An 18,916-nucleotide genomic window follows, 5' to 3' on the forward strand; every position below is an offset into this window, starting at 1 on the left:
ATTAGTGTACTACCTCCGCTTTTGGCATTTGTTCTGCTGTAAATGTCATGGATTCGATAACACGAACCATTGCTTCTGCTGTATCTAAAGATGTTAGACAAGGTACGCCATTTTCTACAGACTCACGACGGATTCGGAAGCCATCACGAGCTGGCTGCTTCCCTTTAGTTAATGTGTTGACAACAAGCTGAGCTTCACCATTTTGGATAAGGTCAATCAATGTTTGTCCTTTCGCACCAATCTTGCCAACAATATCTGTACGTACTCCTGCTTCTTCAAATGCTTTTGCTGTACCTTCAGTAGCTACAATGCGATACCCTACCGTAGAGAAACGTTTTGCTAATGCAATCGCTTCTTCCTTATCTTTATCAGATACAGTAAACAATACTGTACCTTCTGTACGAATTTCCATACCTGCTGCAACTAAACCTTTATAAAGGGCTTTTTCTAATGTTGCATCTTTCCCCATTACCTCACCAGTGGATTTCATTTCAGGTCCTAATGTAATGTCTACACGACGTAATTTTGCGAATGAGAACACTGGTACTTTTACAAATACACCCTTTTGTTCAGGCGCTAAACCTGTTGGGTAGCCCTGCTCTACAATAGATTTTCCAAGGATTGCTTTCGTTGCAATGTTAGCCATTGGAATATTTGTAATTTTACTTAAGAATGGTACTGTACGTGATGAACGTGGGTTTACCTCAATCACAAATACTTCGCCCTGTGAAATTACGTATTGGATATTCATTAAGCCAATGATGCCTAGGCCCTTCGCGAGACGAGTTGTATAATCAACTAATGTATCCTTTTGTGCCTGTGTTAATTTTTGTGGTGGATAGACAGAGATTGAGTCTCCAGAGTGAACCCCTGCACGCTCAATATGTTCCATAATTCCTGGAATTAGAACATTTTCGCCGTCACAGATAGCATCTACTTCGATTTCCTGTCCTGTTAAGTAACGGTCTACTAAAACAGGATGATCTGGAGATGCCTCCACTGCATTTTCCATATAGTGCTGTAATTCATCTTGATTGTAGACAATTTCCATTGCACGTCCACCAAGTACATACGATGGACGAACAAGTACTGGGAAGCCTAGACGCTCACTAATGGCAAGAGCCTCCTCTGTAGAAACGGCTGTTTCCCCTAGCGGCTGCGGAATGTTTAATTCACGTAAAGCCTGCTCGAACTTATCGCGGTTTTCTGCACGGTCAGTATCTTCTAAAGATGTACCTAAGATTTTTACACCATTTGCTGCTAATTTATCGGCCAGGTTAATGGCTGTTTGACCACCGAATTGAACAACAACACCAATTGGTTGTTCTAAATCGATAATATGCATAACATCCTCAATTGTTAATGGCTCGAAGTAGAGCTTATCAGAAACAGAGAAGTCTGTTGATACTGTTTCTGGGTTGGAGTTGATAATAATTGCCTCATAGCCAGCCTCTTGAATCGCCCATACTGAGTGTACTGTTGCATAATCGAATTCTACCCCTTGGCCGATGCGGATTGGGCCTGATCCAAGTACCACAACAGAAGGTTTTTCTGACTTAATAGATTCATTTTCTTCTTCATATGTGCCATAGAAATATGGTGTTTCCGATTCGAATTCCGCTGCACATGTATCAACCATTTTATAGACTGGAATAATGCCATGTTCTTTACGATAAGCATAAATGGCTTCTGGTGTTGTTTCCCAAAGCTCAGCAACCTTCTTATCTGCAAAGCCTAAACGTTTTGCTGTACGTAGGACATCTTTATCATTTTTATGGTCAGCAAGTGTTTGTTCCATATCCACGATATTTTTAAACTTATTTAAGAAGAATAGATCAATCGCTGACCATTCATGAATTTGTTCAATTGTTACACCTCGACGTAAAGCTTCACCGATAAAGAATAGGCGCTCATCTCCAGCTTTGCGGATACGTTTTTCAATCCAAGAATCTGAATTTTCCTCAGCATGCTTTAACTCTAAATGTACTTGACCGGTCTCAAGAGAACGAACCGCTTTTAACATAGCTTCCTCAAATGTGCGACCTAATGCCATTACTTCACCAGTAGCTTTCATTTGCGTACCAAGATTACGTTTAGCTGATTCGAATTTATCGAATGGCCAGCGAGGAATTTTAGCTACGATATAATCAAGTGCAGGTTCAAAACAAGCATATGTTGATCCTGTTACAGGGTTTTTAATTTCATCTAATGTTAAACCAACTGCAATTTTAGCTGCTAGCTTAGCAATTGGATAACCTGTTGCTTTAGATGCTAGTGCAGATGAACGCGATACGCGTGGGTTTACTTCAATCACATAGTAATTAAAGCTATATGGATCAAGTGCTAGCTGGACGTTGCAGCCACCCTCTATTTTAAGTGCACGAATAATATCTAGCGAAATATTACGTAGCATTTGGTTTTCACGATCTGATAGTGTTTGCGTTGGTGCTACAACGATTGAGTCACCTGTATGGATTCCTACTGGGTCAACGTTTTCCATGTTACATACAACAATGGCATTGTTAGCCGCATCACGCATTACTTCATATTCAATCTCTTTATAGCCAGCAATTGATTTTTCTAATAAACATTGTGTTACGGGTGAATATTTTAAACCCGATGTCACAATCTCTTCTAAATCTTGATCGTTGTAGCAAATACCGCCCCCTGTACCGCCAAGTGTAAAGGCTGGTCGAACAATGACAGGGTATCCAATTTTCGCAACAAATCTTTTGGCTTCATCTAAGTTATGAATAATATCAGACTCAGGAACTGGAGCACCTAGCTCATACATTAAATTACGGAATAAATCACGATCTTCTGCTTTATGGATAGCATCTAGTTTTGTACCAAGAATTTCAATACCAAGCTCGTCTAAAATACCTGATTTGTCTAACTCAATCGCCATATTTAAACCTGTTTGACCGCCAAGTGTTGGTAAAATCGCATCTGGACGCTCTTTACGTAAAATACGAGAGACAAAATCAAGAGAAATTGGCTCGATATATACTTTGTCCGCAATTTCTGTATCTGTCATGATTGTGGCAGGGTTTGAGTTGATTAAAATAACACGGTAGCCTTCTTCTTTTAATGAAAGACAAGCTTGTGTACCTGCATAGTCAAATTCTGCTGCTTGTCCGATAACGATTGGGCCTGAGCCAATTACTAAAATAGTTTCAATATCTGTACGTTTAGGCATGTTGTTTCCCCTTCCCTGCTTCTACTTCCATCATTTCGATGAATTCATCAAATAAGTGGTTTGAATCCTCTGGTCCTGGTGATGCTTCTGGGTGATATTGCACTGTGAAAATCGGATATTTCTTATGACGCACACCTTCACATGTTCCATCATTTAATGCGATATGTGTTAATTCTAAATCCGTTTCTTTTAATGAATCGATGTCGATAGCATAGCCATGGTTCTGAGATGTTAAATCTGTACGTCCTGTGCGTAAGTCTTTGACTGGGTGGTTACCACCGCGGTGTCCAAACGGTAGTTTGAAGGCTTTTGCTCCACTAGCTAATGAAAAGATTTGGTGTCCTAAACAAATACCGAACATTGGCACTTTTCCTATTAAGTTACGTACTGTTTCAATACCTTCCTGAACATCTTCAGGATTCCCTGGTCCATTGGATAGCATGATACCATCTGGATGCCAAGCTAAAATTTCCTCAGCTGGTGTATTATAAGGTACTACCAACACATCACAATCACGTTTGTTTAATTCGCGTAGGATTCCGTGCTTCATACCATAATCAATTAAGACAACTCGTTTACCACGACCAGGAGATGGATAAGCAGCTTTTGGAGATACTTCACGGACATGGTGTGTAATGGCTGGTGTCGCTTGTAATTGTGCTACAATTTCATCCACATTTACTTCTTCATCAGCAGCCGTCAAAATCGCTTTAACCGATCCTTTACTGCGTATGATACGTGTTAATTTTCGCGTATCAATGCCTTCAATTCCTGGGATATCCTTTGCTGTCAAATAGTCATCTAAAGTTAAATCACAGCGGAAGTTTGAAGGTTTTTTAGCCAATTCACGCACAACGAATCCACGAATGGCTGGCGTAATCGATTCAAAGTCATCACGGTTAATGCCGTAATTACCAACTAAAGGATATGTCAATGTAACAATTTGTCCATAGAATGAAGGATCTGAAATCGTTTCCTGATAACCTGTCATCCCTGTTGTAAATACAACCTCACCTTGTGAAGCGCGCTCGCTACCAAATGCTGTACCTGTAAATACTGTGCCATCTTCTAAAACTAGTAAACGTTTTTTCATTACTCTGCCTCCTGATATACGATATTGCCTTCAAAAATCGTTAGTACTGGCCAACCCTTTGCCACCCAGCCGTTGAATGGTGTATTACGACCTTTTGATACAAAGCCATCTGCATCAATTGTTTGTTCTTTTTGAATATCAATTAAAATCATATCCGCTGAAGCGCCTACTGCTAATGTGCCATATGGCAGATCAAAAATCTCAGCTGCTCTCACTGTCATCCAATCAATTAATTGCTTTAAAGTCCATTTTCCTGTTTCAACAAATTGTGTATAAAGCAATGGAAAAGCTGTTTCGAAACCGACGATACCAAATGGTGCGCCAACCATACCGCAGCATTTTTCTTCTACTGTATGTGGTGCATGATCTGTTGCGATGCAGTCGATTGTGCCATCAAGTAGTGCTGCATGTAGAGAATCCTTATCATCAGCTGCGCGTAATGGTGGATTCATTTTCCAATTTGCATCGTCAGATGGTATATCCATCTCTTCTAGTAATAAATGATGTGGACAAACTTCTGCTGTGACACGAATACCTGCTGCCTTCGCATCTCTTACTGCACGCACCGATTCCTTCGTAGAAACGTGACAAACATGGTAGCGTGCCCCTGCCGCTTCTGCTAGTAGTACATCTCGTGCAATTTGTACTGATTCACAAATGGAAGGTATCCCTGGAAGCCCAAGCTCTTTATTACGCTTTCCTTCATGCATCACACCATCATAGATTAATGAGTTGTCCTCACAATGTGCTACAACAACCATATCGTGCTGGGCCGCATCTTTCATTTGCTCATACATCGTTGAGGCTAGCTGAATGCCTACACCATCATCTGAGAACGCTACGGCTCCATGTGCTTTTAATTCTTCAATATTTGTTCGAACCTCGCCCGATATATCCTTTGTTAGGGAACCATATGGGAGTACTCGAATAACAGCACTGTCCTTAATGAGCCCATTGATGAGCTGCATGTTGTCAACCGAATCAGGTACTGGCTTTGTATTAGGCATCGCACAAATTGTCGTAAAGCCACCCTTTGCTGCTGAGGCGGAGCCTGTAGCAATGGTTTCTTTATGCTCAAATCCTGGCTCTCGTAAATGTGTATGAACATCGATAAAACCTGGTGCCACGATTAAACCATGTCCTTCAATCAGTTCTGCACCTGCTACAGTCACATCCTGACCAATAGCCGTAATCTTTCCGTCTGCCATTGCAATATTGACTGTCTTCAATTCACCTTGTTCATCTAGCATTTGTACATTTTGAAGTACCTTTGTCATGTTATTCTCTCCCCTTTAAAATGGTTTCCATAATAGCCATCCGTGTGTAAACACCGTTCCGCACCTGTTCAAAAATTCGAGAGCGATCACACTCTACTAACTCAGAAGCAATTTCAACATCACGATTTACGGGTGCTGGATGCATAATAATGGCGGATTCTTTCATTTGCTTTTCTCGTTCAATTGTTAAACCAAACTCTTGATGGTAACCTTCCTTTGAGAAGCTTTTATTTACTTTATGACGTTCATGTTGCACACGTAGTAACATAATGACATCACTTATTTCGATCAGATTATCCCATGAATGATGCGCTTCAAAACCGCCAGACCATTCTTCTGGGCAAAGGAAATGAACATTTGCCCCTAAATTTTGTAATGCTGTTGCATTTGATTTGGCTACTCGACTATGAGAGATATCTCCTGCAATTGTGACATTCAACCCTTCGAAACAGCCAAACTCTTTTTTGATGGTATAAAGATCCAATAAGGATTGTGAAGGATGTTGCCCAGCACCGTCCCCTGCATTAATAATCGCTACATTAATACCATCCAGCAGCTCATTGTAATACTCATCTTCTGAAGCTCGAATGATGACAGCATCTAAACCAATCATTTCTAACGTTTTGACAGTATCGTACATCGTTTCCCCTTTCGTAACACTCGAAAACCCTGCATCGAAAGGGATAACATGACAGCCAATTTTGTATTCTGCCATTTCAAAGCTTGTTTTTGTACGAGTACTTGGTTCAAAGAAAAGATTGGCCACTTTGTATGGGCGAGATAACGATGATGTTTCACCATTTTCAAATGCTTGCGCAAGATCTAGGATTTGGTTAATCTCTTCTGTTGTTAAATGTTCCATCGATAATAAGTTCTTCATCATGTGACCTCCATTAGGTTGTGAATCGTGAACGTCTATGTATGACGTTCTCTGTATATAACGTAAAAGCCCCGTTGATGTCATCAACGAGGCATAAGGAGGCGTGACAAACTACAGCAAGACATACATCCTACTTCAGCCTGTCCACAACTTCCCTTTTTTTGCCTCTCTGGACAATTCATTAAAAGGTACTACTATGAATCTTTATTTTGATTGTATTGTACGGGTATATCTGCTTCTTTCTTACCTGGTAGAATCGCATTCAATAGCACACCGATAATCGCGGCTAGTGCCATTCCTTCAACACTTAATGATTCAGAGATAACAAACTTGGCACCGCCAATACCAATGACTAATATCACTGAGGCAATAACTAGGTTACGGCTATTACCAAAATCAATATGATTATCTACTAGCATACGTAAGCCACTGGCTGCGATAATTCCGAAGAGTAAGATAGACACTCCACCAAGTACTGCGGTTGGAATCGTTGCAATCACTGCCATTGCTTTCCCGAAGAATGATAGTAAGATGGCAACCACTGCTGCACCTGCAATAACGTAAATACTGTACACTCGAGTAATAGCTAGTACACCAATATTTTCACCGTAAGTTGTTTTCGGAGGCCCTCCGATTATAGCACTCACAAATGTTCCAAGTCCGTCTCCTAATAGGGAACGGTGCAACCCTGGCTCTTTAATATAATCTCGATCTACTACTTTTCCTAATACTAGCTGGTGACCAATATGTTCCGAAATTGTTACAATCACGATTGGTACCATGATAAGTAGAATTTTTGTTGTTATTTCAAACTCATAATGCACACCTGGTATTAAGAAATCAGGCATTGCGAAGAATTTTGCTTGGGCAATTGGTGTATAATCTACGATGTCTACGATCATGGAGTAAATATACCCTACGATTAAGCCCATCAAAATTGGCATAGTGCTTAAAATTCCTTTAAAGAAAATCGTAAAGATAATCGCTGTAAAGACCGTAACTAAAGCAGCTGAGAAGTGTAAAAAGCTATACTCTCCATTGACGTTCATGGCCATATTCACAGCTGTACCAGATAGTCCAAGTCCAATTACCATAATAACTGGACCTACCACGATTGGCGGCAAAATTTTCATAATCCACTTATAACCACTTTTCCAAATGATTAAGGATACAATTCCATACGTAATCCCGACAGCCATCGCACCGATCATGGCATTGCCTGGGTGGACACTCGAGCCATCATCATTTAAACCGCCTGCCGCAAGTATGATTGGTGCTATAAAGGCGAAGGATGACCCTAGATAGGCTGGTACTTGAAATTTCGTAATTAATAGGAAGAATAATGTAGCAATCCCGCTTGTTAAAAGAGCAATCGCTGGACTAAGTCCTACTAACTGTGGCACTAAAATTGTTGATCCAAACATCGCAAACATATGCTGGAAACTTAATGTCACAAGCTGAAGTGGAGTTGGTTTATCCTTAATATCTAAAACTGCATTTGACATATTGTTTCCTCACTTTATTATTCGTCTTCTTTATAAATAATGACGCAATCTTCTCCATCTACTTCTTGTAAGTTGACAATGATGCGCTCAGAGCCAGAAGTTGGAACATTCTTCCCTACATAGTCTGCTCTAATTGGCAACTCTCGATGCCCTCTATCCACTAGCACGGCTAGTTGAATTTGAGCAGGTCTCCCCAAATCCATTACAGCATCCAGTGCTGCACGTACTGTTCGTCCTGTATAAAGTACATCGTCTACTAAAATGATCTTTTGATTTTTCACTACATACTCAATATCAACTTGTTCTACATGTGCTTGTTCGTTTTCATGTTTGGTTGTTAAATCATCTCTGTATAGCGTAATATCAATTTCCCCTGTACGAATAGGTTTACCTTCAATTTTTTCAATTCGTTGTGCCAAACGTTTGGCTAGAAAGGCACCTCTTGTTTTAATGCCAACTAAAATACATTCATCGATTCCTTTGTTGCGTTCAATAATTTCATGGGCAATACGTGTGAGTGCCCTTGTCATTGATGGGCCATCTAATAATTCATTTTGTGCCATATCCGTTCCTCCTCTCTCTACTCTAGTGTCAGCCATGTGTCCATAAAAAAACCTCTCGAGGCGAATAGCCTGAGAGGGGTTGTATACGTGTCGAAAAAAGCATGTCGAAAAATTTGCAGCACAAATTTTTGCAACACTATCACATGTCCCTTCTCAGCCTCTCTGGACTGCTATTAAAGGTGAATATTTAGTTATGTTGTTCATTCACTGTGGTTAGTATAGACTTTCTTTTCTTATTCGTCAATGCCTATTTCGTAAATCATTTAATAATTGCTCATAATCAACTGGAAGTGGTGTTTCAAACTCCAAATATTCACCAGAAGAAGGATGATCAAATCCTAAAGTTGCAGCATGCAAAACTTGTCCACCAAAGTCTATTGTCTTTTTCGGACCATATTTTGGATCTCCCACTAGTGGGAAGCCGATATAATTCATATGCACACGAATTTGGTGTGTACGTCCCGTTTCTAAACGACATTCTACTAGTGTATAATCACCAAAACGCTCCACAACTTGGAAGTGTGTCACCGCATGTTTACCGTTATCAACGACTGCCTGTTTTTGACGATCCTTTTGATCGCGACCAATCGGTGCATCAATTGTCCCCTTATCATGTGCGATATGACCGTGTACAAGGGCAATATATTTACGTGTCACCGTTTTATTCACTAACTGATTCACTAACGATTCATGGGCTGTATCATTTTTAGCCACCATTAATAGACCTGACGTATCTTTATCAATACGATGGACAATACCAGGTCGCATCACACCATTAATACCGGATAAATCCTTACATTGATACATTAAACCATTTACCAGTGTACCGGACATATGGCCTGGTGCTGGATGAACGACCATCCCCTTTGGTTTATTGACAACAAGGACATCTGCATCCTCATAAACAATATCCAAATCTAATTTTTCGGCTATTACATCTAGAATTTCTACTTCTGGTACATCAATCAAGATGACATCACCAGCTTTTACTTTATATTTTGCTTTTACAGCATCGCCATTCACTTTGATAATCCCATCATTAACCCAGTTCCCAATTTGTGTACGTGACCACTCTGATTGTAAGCTTGAAAGTGCTTTATCAATGCGCTCTCCTTGCTGCTGTTCTTCGATTGTATATGTTACTTGCGTCATTGTTTCACCTGTTTCTTTTCTTTTTTATCTTCCATAATCAAACCAATCATTAGTACAACGACAGCTATAGTTAATGCAGCATCTGCCACATTAAAAATAGGGAAGTCATAATTAATAATTGGAATTAAAACATCAACAAAATCGACCACTTCTCCTCTAAAAAGACGATCGATAAAGTTTCCTAATGCGCCACCAAGTAATAGCATTAAACCCACTTGAAAAACGGGCTTTCCTTTTGCCTCTTTATGATAAAAGTAGAGAATGGCACAAATGACAGCAACTGTTACGATACTAAATAACCACATTTGCCCTTCTAGCATCCCCCATGCTGCACCTCTATTACGATGAGATAAAATGCCAAACCATGGGTCCCACACAGCAATGCGTTCAGCATACTCCATATTTTTCACAATTAGCCATTTTGTCCATTGATCTAATAAAACAACAAAAGCAGCCAATCCATAATATTTATACACAGTCATTCCTCCGTTCACTCAACATCTTACCTATTCTACCATAACAGCACCCATCACAATAACTAATATCACATCAAAAGATGGCGGATGCCCAATCTCCTTCAAGAATATAAAAAAGCTATTTCTATTTACTTTTTAAGCAATAGAAATAGCTCTGACTTGTTGAGTTAAACGGTTTCAGATTCTTTCGAATGCACTCGCTTCATGAAATCATTGACATCAGCCGGAACTTTACGATCTAGTAGTGACACGATAATAACAGATAAGAAGCCAACCGGTACTGTCACAATACCTGGTATTTTAAACTGCAAGAAACTTGGTAATGTTCCTGGTAAAAAGATCATCCACATTGACACGCCAAGACCAATGAGCAATCCTGCAATGGCACCCTTCTCTGTCATGCCCCTCCACCAAATACCGAGAATAAAGATTGGCGTGAATGTACTTGCTGCAACCGTAAAGGCGAGCGCCACTAAATGACCGATGGATGCATCCTTGACAAGTAAACCAAGTGCTCCATATAAAATCCCTAATAATACAATGGCCACTTTACCAGCTACAACACGTTGTTTTTGTGTTATATCCTTTTTCATAATATTGGCATATAAATCATGGGCTAATGCGCCAGAGCTTGTAATAAATAGCCCTGAAAGATTAGAGAAAATAGCTGCAAATGCACCTGCAATTACTAAACCAAGTAACCATTTACCACCTAGCGCAAGGGCTGTCGTCGGAATGACCATGTTATTCCCACCTAATACTAAATCACGCATTACCTCCTCACTAGCTGTTCCCGAAATGAAAATAGATCGGCCTACAACACCTAAATAAACAGCTAATAAGAAAAACGTACTAGCAATGCCAATAGCCATGAGCGCAGATTTACGCGCTGCTTTAGCACTTGGGTTTGTATAAAAGCGTAATAATATATGGGGAAGCCCAATTGTCCCTAAGGCTAAACCAATGGTCATACTAATAGTTTGCCAAAATGTTGGGAAATAAAAGCCTGTGCCTGTCCAAGCGGCACCATCAAAATTCACATCATTACCATCTAAGGCATACGGAGAAGTTCCTGTAATAGAGCCACTGAATGAATGGATGGCAGCTAAAATTTTATCGTAATGCAAACCACCATAAACTGCAGCAATTAACATCACAATAAATGCGCCAAGGCGAATCCACAGCTCCAAAGCTTGGTTGATTGTCGTACCTTTCATTCCACCTATCCCTACATAAAAAACCATGACAACACATGTAAAGATAATGCCAAATTCATAGGAAGTACCAAAAAACATACTTAATATTTGAGCAGCACCTAGTAATTGAGGAGCCGCATAAAAGCCTGAGATGGCTAAAACGACTGCAACCGCTACGAGTCGAGCCCTGCTACTATGAAAACGATAACCTAAAAAATCAGCAACCGTAAATGCACCAAATCTTCTTAAAGGGCCCGCTACGAAAATAGCTAATAATGTTAATCCAATAGAGAAACAAAAAGCATAATAAGCACCATCATAACCTAGTTGAAATGTTAAACCAGCTATTCCAAGAAATGTTGCTGCACTTAAATAATCTCCGCCAATGGCAGAACCATTTGTAAACCATCCAAAGCTTCGGCCACCTACAAAGAAATCCGAAGCTGTTGCATTTCTCTTGGTTAAATACGTAATGTAGACAATCGTTCCCATTAACGCAACGGTCATTAACATCTTTGGTTCTAAAAGAGCTTCCATCATTCAACACTTCCCCCTTTGTTTCACCTACTTATTTGCTATATCGTATTTTTTTAAACGCTTCTCATACATGGCCGTATGCACATACGCAATAATAAAAGCCATAGCCATCATGACAATCGTTGTCACAAACCATGTGACTGTCATACCGCCCCATATTTTCTTGAATGCAAATGCTGGAGCAAACCAATTCATAACAGGAATACTAAAAATCAAAATAAAGTAAAATACCGTTAAGCCTAAACCTGTTGTAAATTCATCCTTCATAATTTTATTTGTTGTTGCATCTAGAGGCGGTAGATCTTTCACATCAATTGTTCCTGCCTCCACGTAGTCATAATCATGACTGCCTACTTCCGCCATAAGCTAACTCCCCCTTTGTCATATCAGCGAATAATTATCTGAAATTTCAAATTATTATGCACTACAATTATTTTATTCTATTTCAACCACAATATAGATATAAAATTTTGCTGTATTAGTACAAATAATTGCTATTTTAAGTTAAAATATTTTTATCTTTTCATTCGTAGGAGGCTGGTAGCATTTTAAAGGTGGTATGGTATATGGAAAGCTCATTTGATAAACAGCAAATGAGTGAATGGTTAAAAGAGGTTTTACCAAATGCTTTGGAGGAGTGTAAAGTGCCTAAGCGAGAAGATGAGGTCATTATTGTCTATGAGGTCAATCGGTTATTTGATTGGGTGAAGATTAATCGATTAAAAAGAAATTATCCTAATAGTATAATTGTCCCAATTGTTACAGAACACCTCACCTACTCGACTGGTATAGCAATTGAATTAGTTTTACCTGCACTTCTCATAAAACCATTACAGAAATCAAAATTTTTACGAATCGTAAAAAAACTGTACACATCCTATCAGGACAAGAAAGCAAGTACACTCACAATGCTTGAGCTATCACAACAAGTGTCCCAGCATCATACCTCTCCGTTCAGAGAAGCATTTTTGAAACGTCTTATACGTGGCGAAATTGATAATGAACAAGAAATCATTCAATCTGCATCATTTTTATCAACAAATTGTATTCCTAATATTGTGTTCTTAATTCAGGGCTATATCGATAGTGATGCTATTCCTCATGACGCAAGCAGTAACATTACAAATGTTTTTCGTCAGCATTTTGCCAATAAAGCACCCTTATCTTTTTTACATTTCGAACGCTACTTATTACTTCTCATGAGAATTCCGACTGAGTATAACTCTTTTAAACATTGGACAGTAGGCGAATCATGTCTATTGGAGGTCATCGAGACACTTAAAAAGGACTATTGTATCCATCTTTTCATGGGGGTTGGAGGAGTGTTTCAGGACGCAATGCACGTAAAGGAGTCCTATAGTCAAGCACGAAAAGCACGTAGAAAACCACCTATAGATAATATTCATATCAGATATTATGAAGATTTAACAAAGCATGTGCAGCTTCAAAAGGCCATTCATTATATTGAAGAACATTATGATGAGCAATTGACCGTTCGTGATGTTGCAAAATATATAAGCTTTAGTCCCACACATTTTAGCAGGCTATTTAAAAAAGAGACTGGTCGTAATTTCGTTGACTATGTCGCCTTTACACGCCTCATCAAGAGCTTACCCTTTCTACGGAAGTACGACTATACCGTAGAAAAGATCTCCTCCACCTGTGGCTTTAATACACCTAATTACTATAGTTTAACCTTTAAAAAATATGTAGGAATCTCTCCAACGGACTATCGCAATACGACAGAAATTTTATTTAAATAATCTAACAAGAATCTGCAAAACCTCCATGAAAAAAAGCAAGCCCCCATCAAGGAGACTTGCGTATGATCTACAATAGAAATGCAGATTCTTATTATTCATTTCCGTTAAACGTAATATTTTTCTACAACTTCTGCACAGCGCGCACAAACTGTAGGATGTGCCTCATTTGCACCAATTGTTTCAGAAATTGACCAGCAACGCTCACATTTCTCCCCTGTTGCCTTCTCAACTACAATGGATACATGCTCAAGTGCTAAAGCTTCAGCAGGCGCCTCATCAATAGTAGCTACTTCAAAAGCAGAAACGATTGAAAGCTGTGCAAAGTCAATGTTCACATCATTCAATAAGGCTACAACATCCTCTTTGGCATATACTGTTACTTTTGCTTCTAGTGATTTACCTATTGTTTTAGCATTACGAGCTTCCTCTAATGCTTTTAAGATATCGTCACGTACATCAATAATATTTTCCCATTTTGTACGTAGGCTTTCAAAATTCTCTTGAACATCTACCTCTGGGAAGTCCGTTAATTGAACAGAAACTTCCTCTACAATACCTTGGGCATGTAGATAAGACCACATTTCATCTGTTGTATGAGGGATGATTGGTGTCATGATTTTAACCAATGTCATTAATGTATCGTAAATAACTGTTTGCATCGCTCGACGATCTTTATTGTCGTGACCTTCGATATAGACAACATCTTTTGCAATATCTAAATAGAATGAAGATAACTCGACTGCGACAAAATTATTGACGATGTGATAAACAGCAGCGAAATCATAACGATCATATGCTGCACGAACAGTTTGTAAGACATCCTGTAAACGCATATAGACATATTGATCCATCTCACGAAGCTCTGCATAGGCAACACGATCTTTCTTTGGATCGAAATCAGCGATATTGCCATGTAAGAAACGAAATGTATTACGAATTTTACGGTACACCTCTGATACTTGCTTTAACATATCCATCGAAATTCGTACATCCGCTGTATAGTCAACAGAAGCAACCCATAGACGAAGAATATCTGCTCCATACTGATCCATTACTTTTTGTGGAATGATCACATTTCCTAATGATTTACTCATTTTACGTCCTTCACCATCAAGAACAAAACCATGTGTTAATAGTCCTTTATATGGTGCATAGCCATTAATAGCAACAGATGTAATAAGAGATGAGTTAAACCAACCACGATGCTGGTCAGAGCCTTCTAAGTATAAATCAGCTGGATATTTCATGCCGCGCTCTACAAGTACACCTTGGTGGGATGAACCTGAATCGAACCAGACGTCCATAATATCATTTTCTTTTGTGAATTCGCCGTTCGGGCTACCTGGATGTGTAAAGCCCTCTGGTAATAATTCTTTTGCTGTTTTTTGGAACCAAATATTGGATCCATGCTCACGGAATAATGCTGAGATATGGCTAATTGTTTCAGGTGTAATAATTGGCTCTCCGTTTTCTGCGTAGAAAATTGGAATCGGCACACCCCAAGCACGTTGACGTGAAATAACCCAATCTCCACGATCACGAATCATATTATAAAGACGAGTTTCTCCCCAAGCTGGTGTAAATGCTGTAGCTTTTACAGCTTCTAACAACTCACCACGGAATGCTTCAACAGAGGCAAACCATTGTGGTGTCGCACGATAAATAACAGGTTTTTTCGTACGCCAGTCATGTGGATAAGAGTGCGTAAAGAAGTCAAGTTTTTCTAATGCATCTACTTCTTTTAGTTTTTCTGTTACAAGTTTGTTGGCATCATTATAAAACACGCCTTCAAAACCAGGTGCTTCATCTGTATAACAGCCGCTATTATCAAGAGGGCTAAGAATGCCTAAACCATATTGTTTACCAATATGATAATCGTCTTCCCCGTGTCCAGGAGCTGTATGAACACAACCTGTACCCGCTTCAGCAGTTACGTGTTCTCCTACCATAATAAGAGATTCACGATCATAAAATGGATGCTGCGCTACAAGACGATCAAGTGCTTCCCCTTTTACTTCTTGAACAACCTCATAGTCTTCCCATCCAAGGGCATTCGCTACTGATGTTAATAATTCTTTGGCAATGATGAATTTTTTATTAGCTACAGCAACTACAACATACATAAATTCAGGATTTAAAGAAATGCCTAAGTTTGCTGGTAATGTCCAAGGTGTTGTTGTCCAAATAATAAATTTAGCATCTGCTGGTACAATGCCTTTCGCATCTTTAATAGCAAAGCTAACATAGATTGATGGTGATTTGATGTCCTTATATTCAATTTCAGCTTCTGCTAAAGCAGACTCAGAAGATGGTGACCAATAAACTGGTTTTAAGCCTTTATAAATGTAACCCTTTTCAGCCATTTTACCGAACACTTCAATTTGACGTGCTTCAAATTCAGGCTTTAATGTAATATAAGGGTTTTCCCAATCACCACGAATGCCTAGACGACGGAATTGGGCACGTTGATTATCAATTTGCTCATATGCATACTCTTCACAAAGTTGGCGGAATGCTGCTACTGACATTTCTTTACGCTTTACACCTTTGTTTGTCAGTGCTTGTTCAATTGGTAGACCGTGCGTATCCCAGCCTGGAATATAATTCACATGGTAGCCAGTCATTGAACGATGACGTGTAATCATATCCTTCAATACTTTATTTAAGGCATGGCCGATGTGGATATCACCATTTGCATAGGGAGGACCATCATGTAGAACATATTCTGGACGATCGGCAGTACGTTCCATCTGTAATTTGTTAATATCCATGTCATTCCATTTTTCTTGCGTTTTTGGCTCATTCGCCGGTAGATTCCCACGCATTGGGAAATCTGTTTTTGGCATTAATAACGTATCTTTGTATTCAACCATTAAAATTCCTCCTTTATTTTACCCAAGCATATAGACAATTACTTCTAGGACAGTTATTGGCAAACGCAACTCAAACAATTCGTGAACAAATAAAAAAAGCCCTCAATCCCACTAAGGGACGAGAAGCTTCTACTCGCGGTACCACCCTACTTGTAGCACAAAAATATTGCACTACCTCTTTCAAGCACGTTAACGTCGTGCATCACGAAATAACCTACTTTTTTCAGCTATTTAGCTCAGAAGTGATGTTCAATGTTAGTTGCATGTTTGGGCTCTCACTGTCCCCAAATCGCTTAACTACGCCTAACAAATACTGTCTTCGTCTCTGCCTGTATGCATATCTTTTCAAAATAATTACTATTACAAAGTATATGAAATTCAAACAATGGCGTCAAGTTTCATTTGTCGAGTGCAACCATTAAAAAGAAAAGTTACATCTCTTCAGATTCTTGTGCTTCCTCAACAGATGCTTGAATTTCTGTTAAATCAATATCATATTGAAGCAAATGATCCCAGTCATCAGCATTAAGCAAATCAAGCTGTGCCTCAACAAGCATCTTGAAACGATTACGGAATACTTTAGATTGTTTTTTAAGCTCATCAATTTCAATCGTCACCTTACGAGCTTTTGTTAAAGCATCATTGACAATTCGATCAGCATTTTTCTCAGCCTCTTTTACAATGAGTTTAGCCTCTTTTTGTGAATTTCTTCGCACTTCATCAGCCGCTTCTTGTGCAACAACAATGGACTTCTGCAAAGTTTCTTCTAAGGAGCTAAAATGCCTCGCCTGTTCTAAGGCCATCTCTAATTGCTTATCAACCTCTTTTTTTTCACGTAACAAAATTTCGTAGTCTTTAATGATTTGGTCTAAAAATTCATTTACTTCATCTTCAGCATAACCTCTGAAAGCTTTTGTAAACTCCTTATTATGTATATCAATAGGTGATAATGGCATACAATCCTTCTCTCCTTTACATGTACATTCGTAATTTCTATTATACAATTGTTCCGACAACTTAGCAGTAAAAATTAATGAAATTTACTTCACTTTCAGCTTTTTTGGGCCAATCGACCGATTTGCAGACGGATTTTATCCTTTTTTGTACGGCCTTCTGTCATAATAATTTTCACACGACCGCTCCCTCGTATCGATAAAATATCCCCTTCTTGTAATTCAAAGGCAACTGTATCTCGCTCTGTCCAATTGACACGTACTTTATTCCCAGTAATCAAAGCTTGTGCCTTTTGACGTGACACATTTAAAATGGTAGCGATAATCACATCTAAACGCATGGATGAAACAGTATGAGATTCCTCAAACCACTCATCCTCATTGAAGAGAAGTGGCTCGTCTTGCTTTAAAGATTCAACATGTACCTTGACTTTACCAATACCCGTTAAATGCAAACGAACATAATCTGCTACCTCTTGTGCTACTACAAATTGCACCTGCTGCTCATTGACACGTATATCACCAAATTTACCACGATTCAAGCCTAATGATAACAAGGCCCCTAACACATCTGGATGCCGGAGCTGGACAAATTTCATAGGATAGTGAATTGTAAATACTGTCAGCTGAAAGTCTTCCTCCATAACTTCATAGTAAGCAGGATAAATAAGCATACGCTGTCTCTCTGCCCCGTCAAATAACCCTGCACATGCCGTTTTCAATGTATCGTCCTGTCCGATAATAGATGTCACGATAAAACGCTGTCTGGGATCAAGAAAATCTGTTAGCTTAGGTGCATAGCGATCCTCTACCTCACGCTGCCAACTTATTACTTGTTCAATAAACGGTTGTTCATCTTTTCGAAAATGCTGAATTAAGTGTTCCATCTCGTTGTCTCCTCTTTCACTAGTTCTATATGCTTGGTGGGCTGGATGAACATAGTATTTCCAAGTTATGACGTCTTTGCATCATTGAGTATAATTTTTTTACATTTACTTGAAAAGCTCTTTTTTCCACTGGGGCAGTCTCATTATACAAGGATATTTGAACACCCGTTAAATAAACCTTTATCACCCTCTATTTTTTTGAACCACCGTTGCTCTTTCCGTACAAAAACATTGCTAAATAAAAAATCCCCACCTAAGAGTGAGGATTTACTGCTAAACGAACATAAGAAATATTTTCTGGATGACTATAACAAGCCCTCGTTCAATAAAATTCAACATGAAGATAGCCACAATTGGTGAAATATCAATCATTCCAAGTGGTGGAATGAACTTTCTGAAAATCCCTAAATACGGCTCACACACTTTTTCAAGCATACGTCCAATGGCTGAATTTTGAGCGGCAGGCACCCAAGACATTAAAATATAGCCAATTAGCATAAATGAATAGATTCTAAATGCTAATGATACATAACCAAGTATTATAAAAAAAGTCATATAAACT

Annotated in this window: 15 protein-coding genes and 1 other annotated feature; of the genes, 1 reads left to right on the plus strand and 14 read right to left on the minus strand. The window is 39.0% G+C overall.

The window, feature by feature from the left end; translation table 11 throughout:
* Position 1: 1 nt before the first annotated feature.
* The 10 genes from carB to CRI88_RS03450 form a co-directional block, all read right to left on the minus strand.
* Positions 2 to 3,199 (minus strand): carbamoyl-phosphate synthase large subunit, encoded by a 3,198-nt coding sequence (gene carB, locus CRI88_RS03405; RefSeq protein WP_089931960.1) that lies wholly within the window; start codon positions 3,197 to 3,199, stop codon positions 2 to 4.
* A complete protein-coding gene (gene carA, locus CRI88_RS03410; RefSeq protein ID WP_036125049.1) occupies positions 3,192 to 4,292 on the minus strand; it encodes a glutamine-hydrolyzing carbamoyl-phosphate synthase small subunit in 1,101 nt (366 codons plus the stop codon). Before carA ends, carB begins: the two co-directional genes overlap by 8 nt.
* Positions 4,292 to 5,569, minus strand: a complete 1,278-nt coding sequence (locus CRI88_RS03415) for a dihydroorotase (RefSeq protein ID WP_089931957.1) — start codon at positions 5,567 to 5,569, stop codon at positions 4,292 to 4,294. The genes carA and CRI88_RS03415 overlap by 1 nt, the downstream gene beginning before the upstream one ends.
* 1 nt (position 5,570) lies before the next feature.
* Positions 5,571 to 6,449, minus strand: coding sequence for an aspartate carbamoyltransferase catalytic subunit (locus tag CRI88_RS03420; RefSeq protein WP_058843475.1), 879 nt, complete (start codon positions 6,447 to 6,449; stop codon positions 5,571 to 5,573).
* Positions 6,450 to 6,643: 194 nt separating this feature from the next.
* Positions 6,644 to 7,954, minus strand: coding sequence for a uracil-xanthine permease family protein (locus CRI88_RS03425; protein WP_058843474.1), 1,311 nt, complete (start codon positions 7,952 to 7,954; stop codon positions 6,644 to 6,646).
* A 17-nt stretch (positions 7,955 to 7,971) separates the two neighbouring features.
* On the minus strand, positions 7,972 to 8,517 hold the full coding sequence (gene pyrR / locus CRI88_RS03430; protein WP_089931954.1) for a bifunctional pyr operon transcriptional regulator/uracil phosphoribosyltransferase PyrR: 546 nt from the start codon (positions 8,515 to 8,517) through the stop codon (positions 7,972 to 7,974).
* 240 nt (positions 8,518 to 8,757) lie between these two features.
* Positions 8,758 to 9,669 (minus strand): RluA family pseudouridine synthase, encoded by a 912-nt coding sequence (locus CRI88_RS03435; protein WP_036125153.1) that lies wholly within the window; start codon positions 9,667 to 9,669, stop codon positions 8,758 to 8,760.
* Complete coding sequence (gene lspA, locus CRI88_RS03440; protein WP_036125155.1) at positions 9,666 to 10,145, minus strand: signal peptidase II; 480 nt, start codon at positions 10,143 to 10,145, stop codon at positions 9,666 to 9,668. Before lspA ends, CRI88_RS03435 begins: the two co-directional genes overlap by 4 nt.
* Before the next feature lie 167 nt (positions 10,146 to 10,312).
* On the minus strand, positions 10,313 to 11,881 hold the full coding sequence (locus tag CRI88_RS03445) for a sodium/solute symporter (RefSeq protein WP_101966395.1): 1,569 nt from the start codon (positions 11,879 to 11,881) through the stop codon (positions 10,313 to 10,315).
* Positions 11,882 to 11,905: 24 nt separating this feature from the next.
* Positions 11,906 to 12,241, minus strand: a complete 336-nt coding sequence (locus tag CRI88_RS03450) for a DUF485 domain-containing protein (protein WP_036125161.1) — start codon at positions 12,239 to 12,241, stop codon at positions 11,906 to 11,908.
* Positions 12,242 to 12,444: 203 nt separating this feature from the next.
* Here CRI88_RS03450 and CRI88_RS03455 point away from each other — a divergent pair, with 203 nt between their 5' ends.
* The gene (locus CRI88_RS03455; protein WP_036125166.1) at positions 12,445 to 13,641 is read left to right on the plus strand and encodes a helix-turn-helix transcriptional regulator; all 1,197 of its coding nucleotides are present in this window, start codon (positions 12,445 to 12,447) and stop codon (positions 13,639 to 13,641) included.
* Between the two features lie 104 nt (positions 13,642 to 13,745).
* Here CRI88_RS03455 and ileS read toward each other — a convergent pair whose 3' ends face one another.
* From ileS to CRI88_RS03475, 4 genes are all read right to left on the minus strand, one after another.
* Positions 13,746 to 16,514, minus strand: a complete 2,769-nt coding sequence (gene ileS / locus CRI88_RS03460) for an isoleucine--tRNA ligase (RefSeq protein WP_036125168.1) — start codon at positions 16,512 to 16,514, stop codon at positions 13,746 to 13,748.
* Positions 16,515 to 16,625: 111 nt separating this feature from the next.
* Positions 16,626 to 16,849, minus strand: a binding site (T-box leader).
* 96 nt (positions 16,850 to 16,945) lie between these two features.
* Positions 16,946 to 17,470 (minus strand): DivIVA domain-containing protein, encoded by a 525-nt coding sequence (locus CRI88_RS03465; RefSeq protein ID WP_036125171.1) that lies wholly within the window; start codon positions 17,468 to 17,470, stop codon positions 16,946 to 16,948.
* Positions 17,471 to 17,565: 95 nt separating this feature from the next.
* Entirely contained in the window at positions 17,566 to 18,354 is a 789-nt protein-coding gene (locus CRI88_RS03470; RefSeq protein ID WP_058843471.1) for a YlmH family RNA-binding protein, read from the minus strand.
* Between the two features lie 273 nt (positions 18,355 to 18,627).
* Entirely contained in the window at positions 18,628 to 18,909 is a 282-nt protein-coding gene (locus tag CRI88_RS03475; RefSeq protein WP_058843470.1) for a YggT family protein, read from the minus strand.
* Between the last annotated feature and the right edge of the window lie 7 nt (positions 18,910 to 18,916).

The sequence above is a fragment of the Lysinibacillus fusiformis genome (assembly GCF_002845985.1).
Lineage (GTDB): Bacteria > Bacillota > Bacilli > Bacillales_A > Planococcaceae > Lysinibacillus > Lysinibacillus fusiformis_D.

What these genes read in the sequence shown, in the direction of transcription:
- carB (WP_089931960.1), bottom strand. Translation starts at nt 3,199, where the DNA reads ATGCCTAAACGTACAGATATTGAAACTATTTTAGTAATTGGCTCAGGC.
- carA (WP_036125049.1), bottom strand. Translation starts at nt 4,292, where the DNA reads ATGAAAAAACGTTTACTAGTTTTAGAAGATGGCACAGTATTTACAGGT.
- CRI88_RS03415 (WP_089931957.1), bottom strand. Translation starts at nt 5,569, where the DNA reads ATGACAAAGGTACTTCAAAATGTACAAATGCTAGATGAACAAGGTGAA.
- CRI88_RS03420 (WP_058843475.1), bottom strand. Translation starts at nt 6,449, where the DNA reads ATGAAGAACTTATTATCGATGGAACATTTAACAACAGAAGAGATTAAC.
- CRI88_RS03425 (WP_058843474.1), bottom strand. Translation starts at nt 7,954, where the DNA reads ATGTCAAATGCAGTTTTAGATATTAAGGATAAACCAACTCCACTTCAG.
- pyrR (WP_089931954.1), bottom strand. Translation starts at nt 8,517, where the DNA reads ATGGCACAAAATGAATTATTAGATGGCCCATCAATGACAAGGGCACTC.
- CRI88_RS03435 (WP_036125153.1), bottom strand. Translation starts at nt 9,669, where the DNA reads ATGACGCAAGTAACATATACAATCGAAGAACAGCAGCAAGGAGAGCGC.
- CRI88_RS03445 (WP_101966395.1), bottom strand. Translation starts at nt 11,881, where the DNA reads ATGATGGAAGCTCTTTTAGAACCAAAGATGTTAATGACCGTTGCGTTA.
- CRI88_RS03450 (WP_036125161.1), bottom strand. Translation starts at nt 12,241, where the DNA reads ATGGCGGAAGTAGGCAGTCATGATTATGACTACGTGGAGGCAGGAACA.
- CRI88_RS03455 (WP_036125166.1), top strand. Translation starts at nt 12,445, where the DNA reads ATGGAAAGCTCATTTGATAAACAGCAAATGAGTGAATGGTTAAAAGAG.
- ileS (WP_036125168.1), bottom strand. Translation starts at nt 16,514, where the DNA reads ATGGTTGAATACAAAGATACGTTATTAATGCCAAAAACAGATTTCCCA.
- CRI88_RS03465 (WP_036125171.1), bottom strand. Translation starts at nt 17,470, where the DNA reads ATGCCATTATCACCTATTGATATACATAATAAGGAGTTTACAAAAGCT.
- CRI88_RS03470 (WP_058843471.1), bottom strand. Translation starts at nt 18,354, where the DNA reads ATGGAACACTTAATTCAGCATTTTCGAAAAGATGAACAACCGTTTATT.
- CRI88_RS03475 (WP_058843470.1), bottom strand. Translation starts at nt 18,909, where the DNA reads ATGACTTTTTTTATAATACTTGGTTATGTATCATTAGCATTTAGAATC.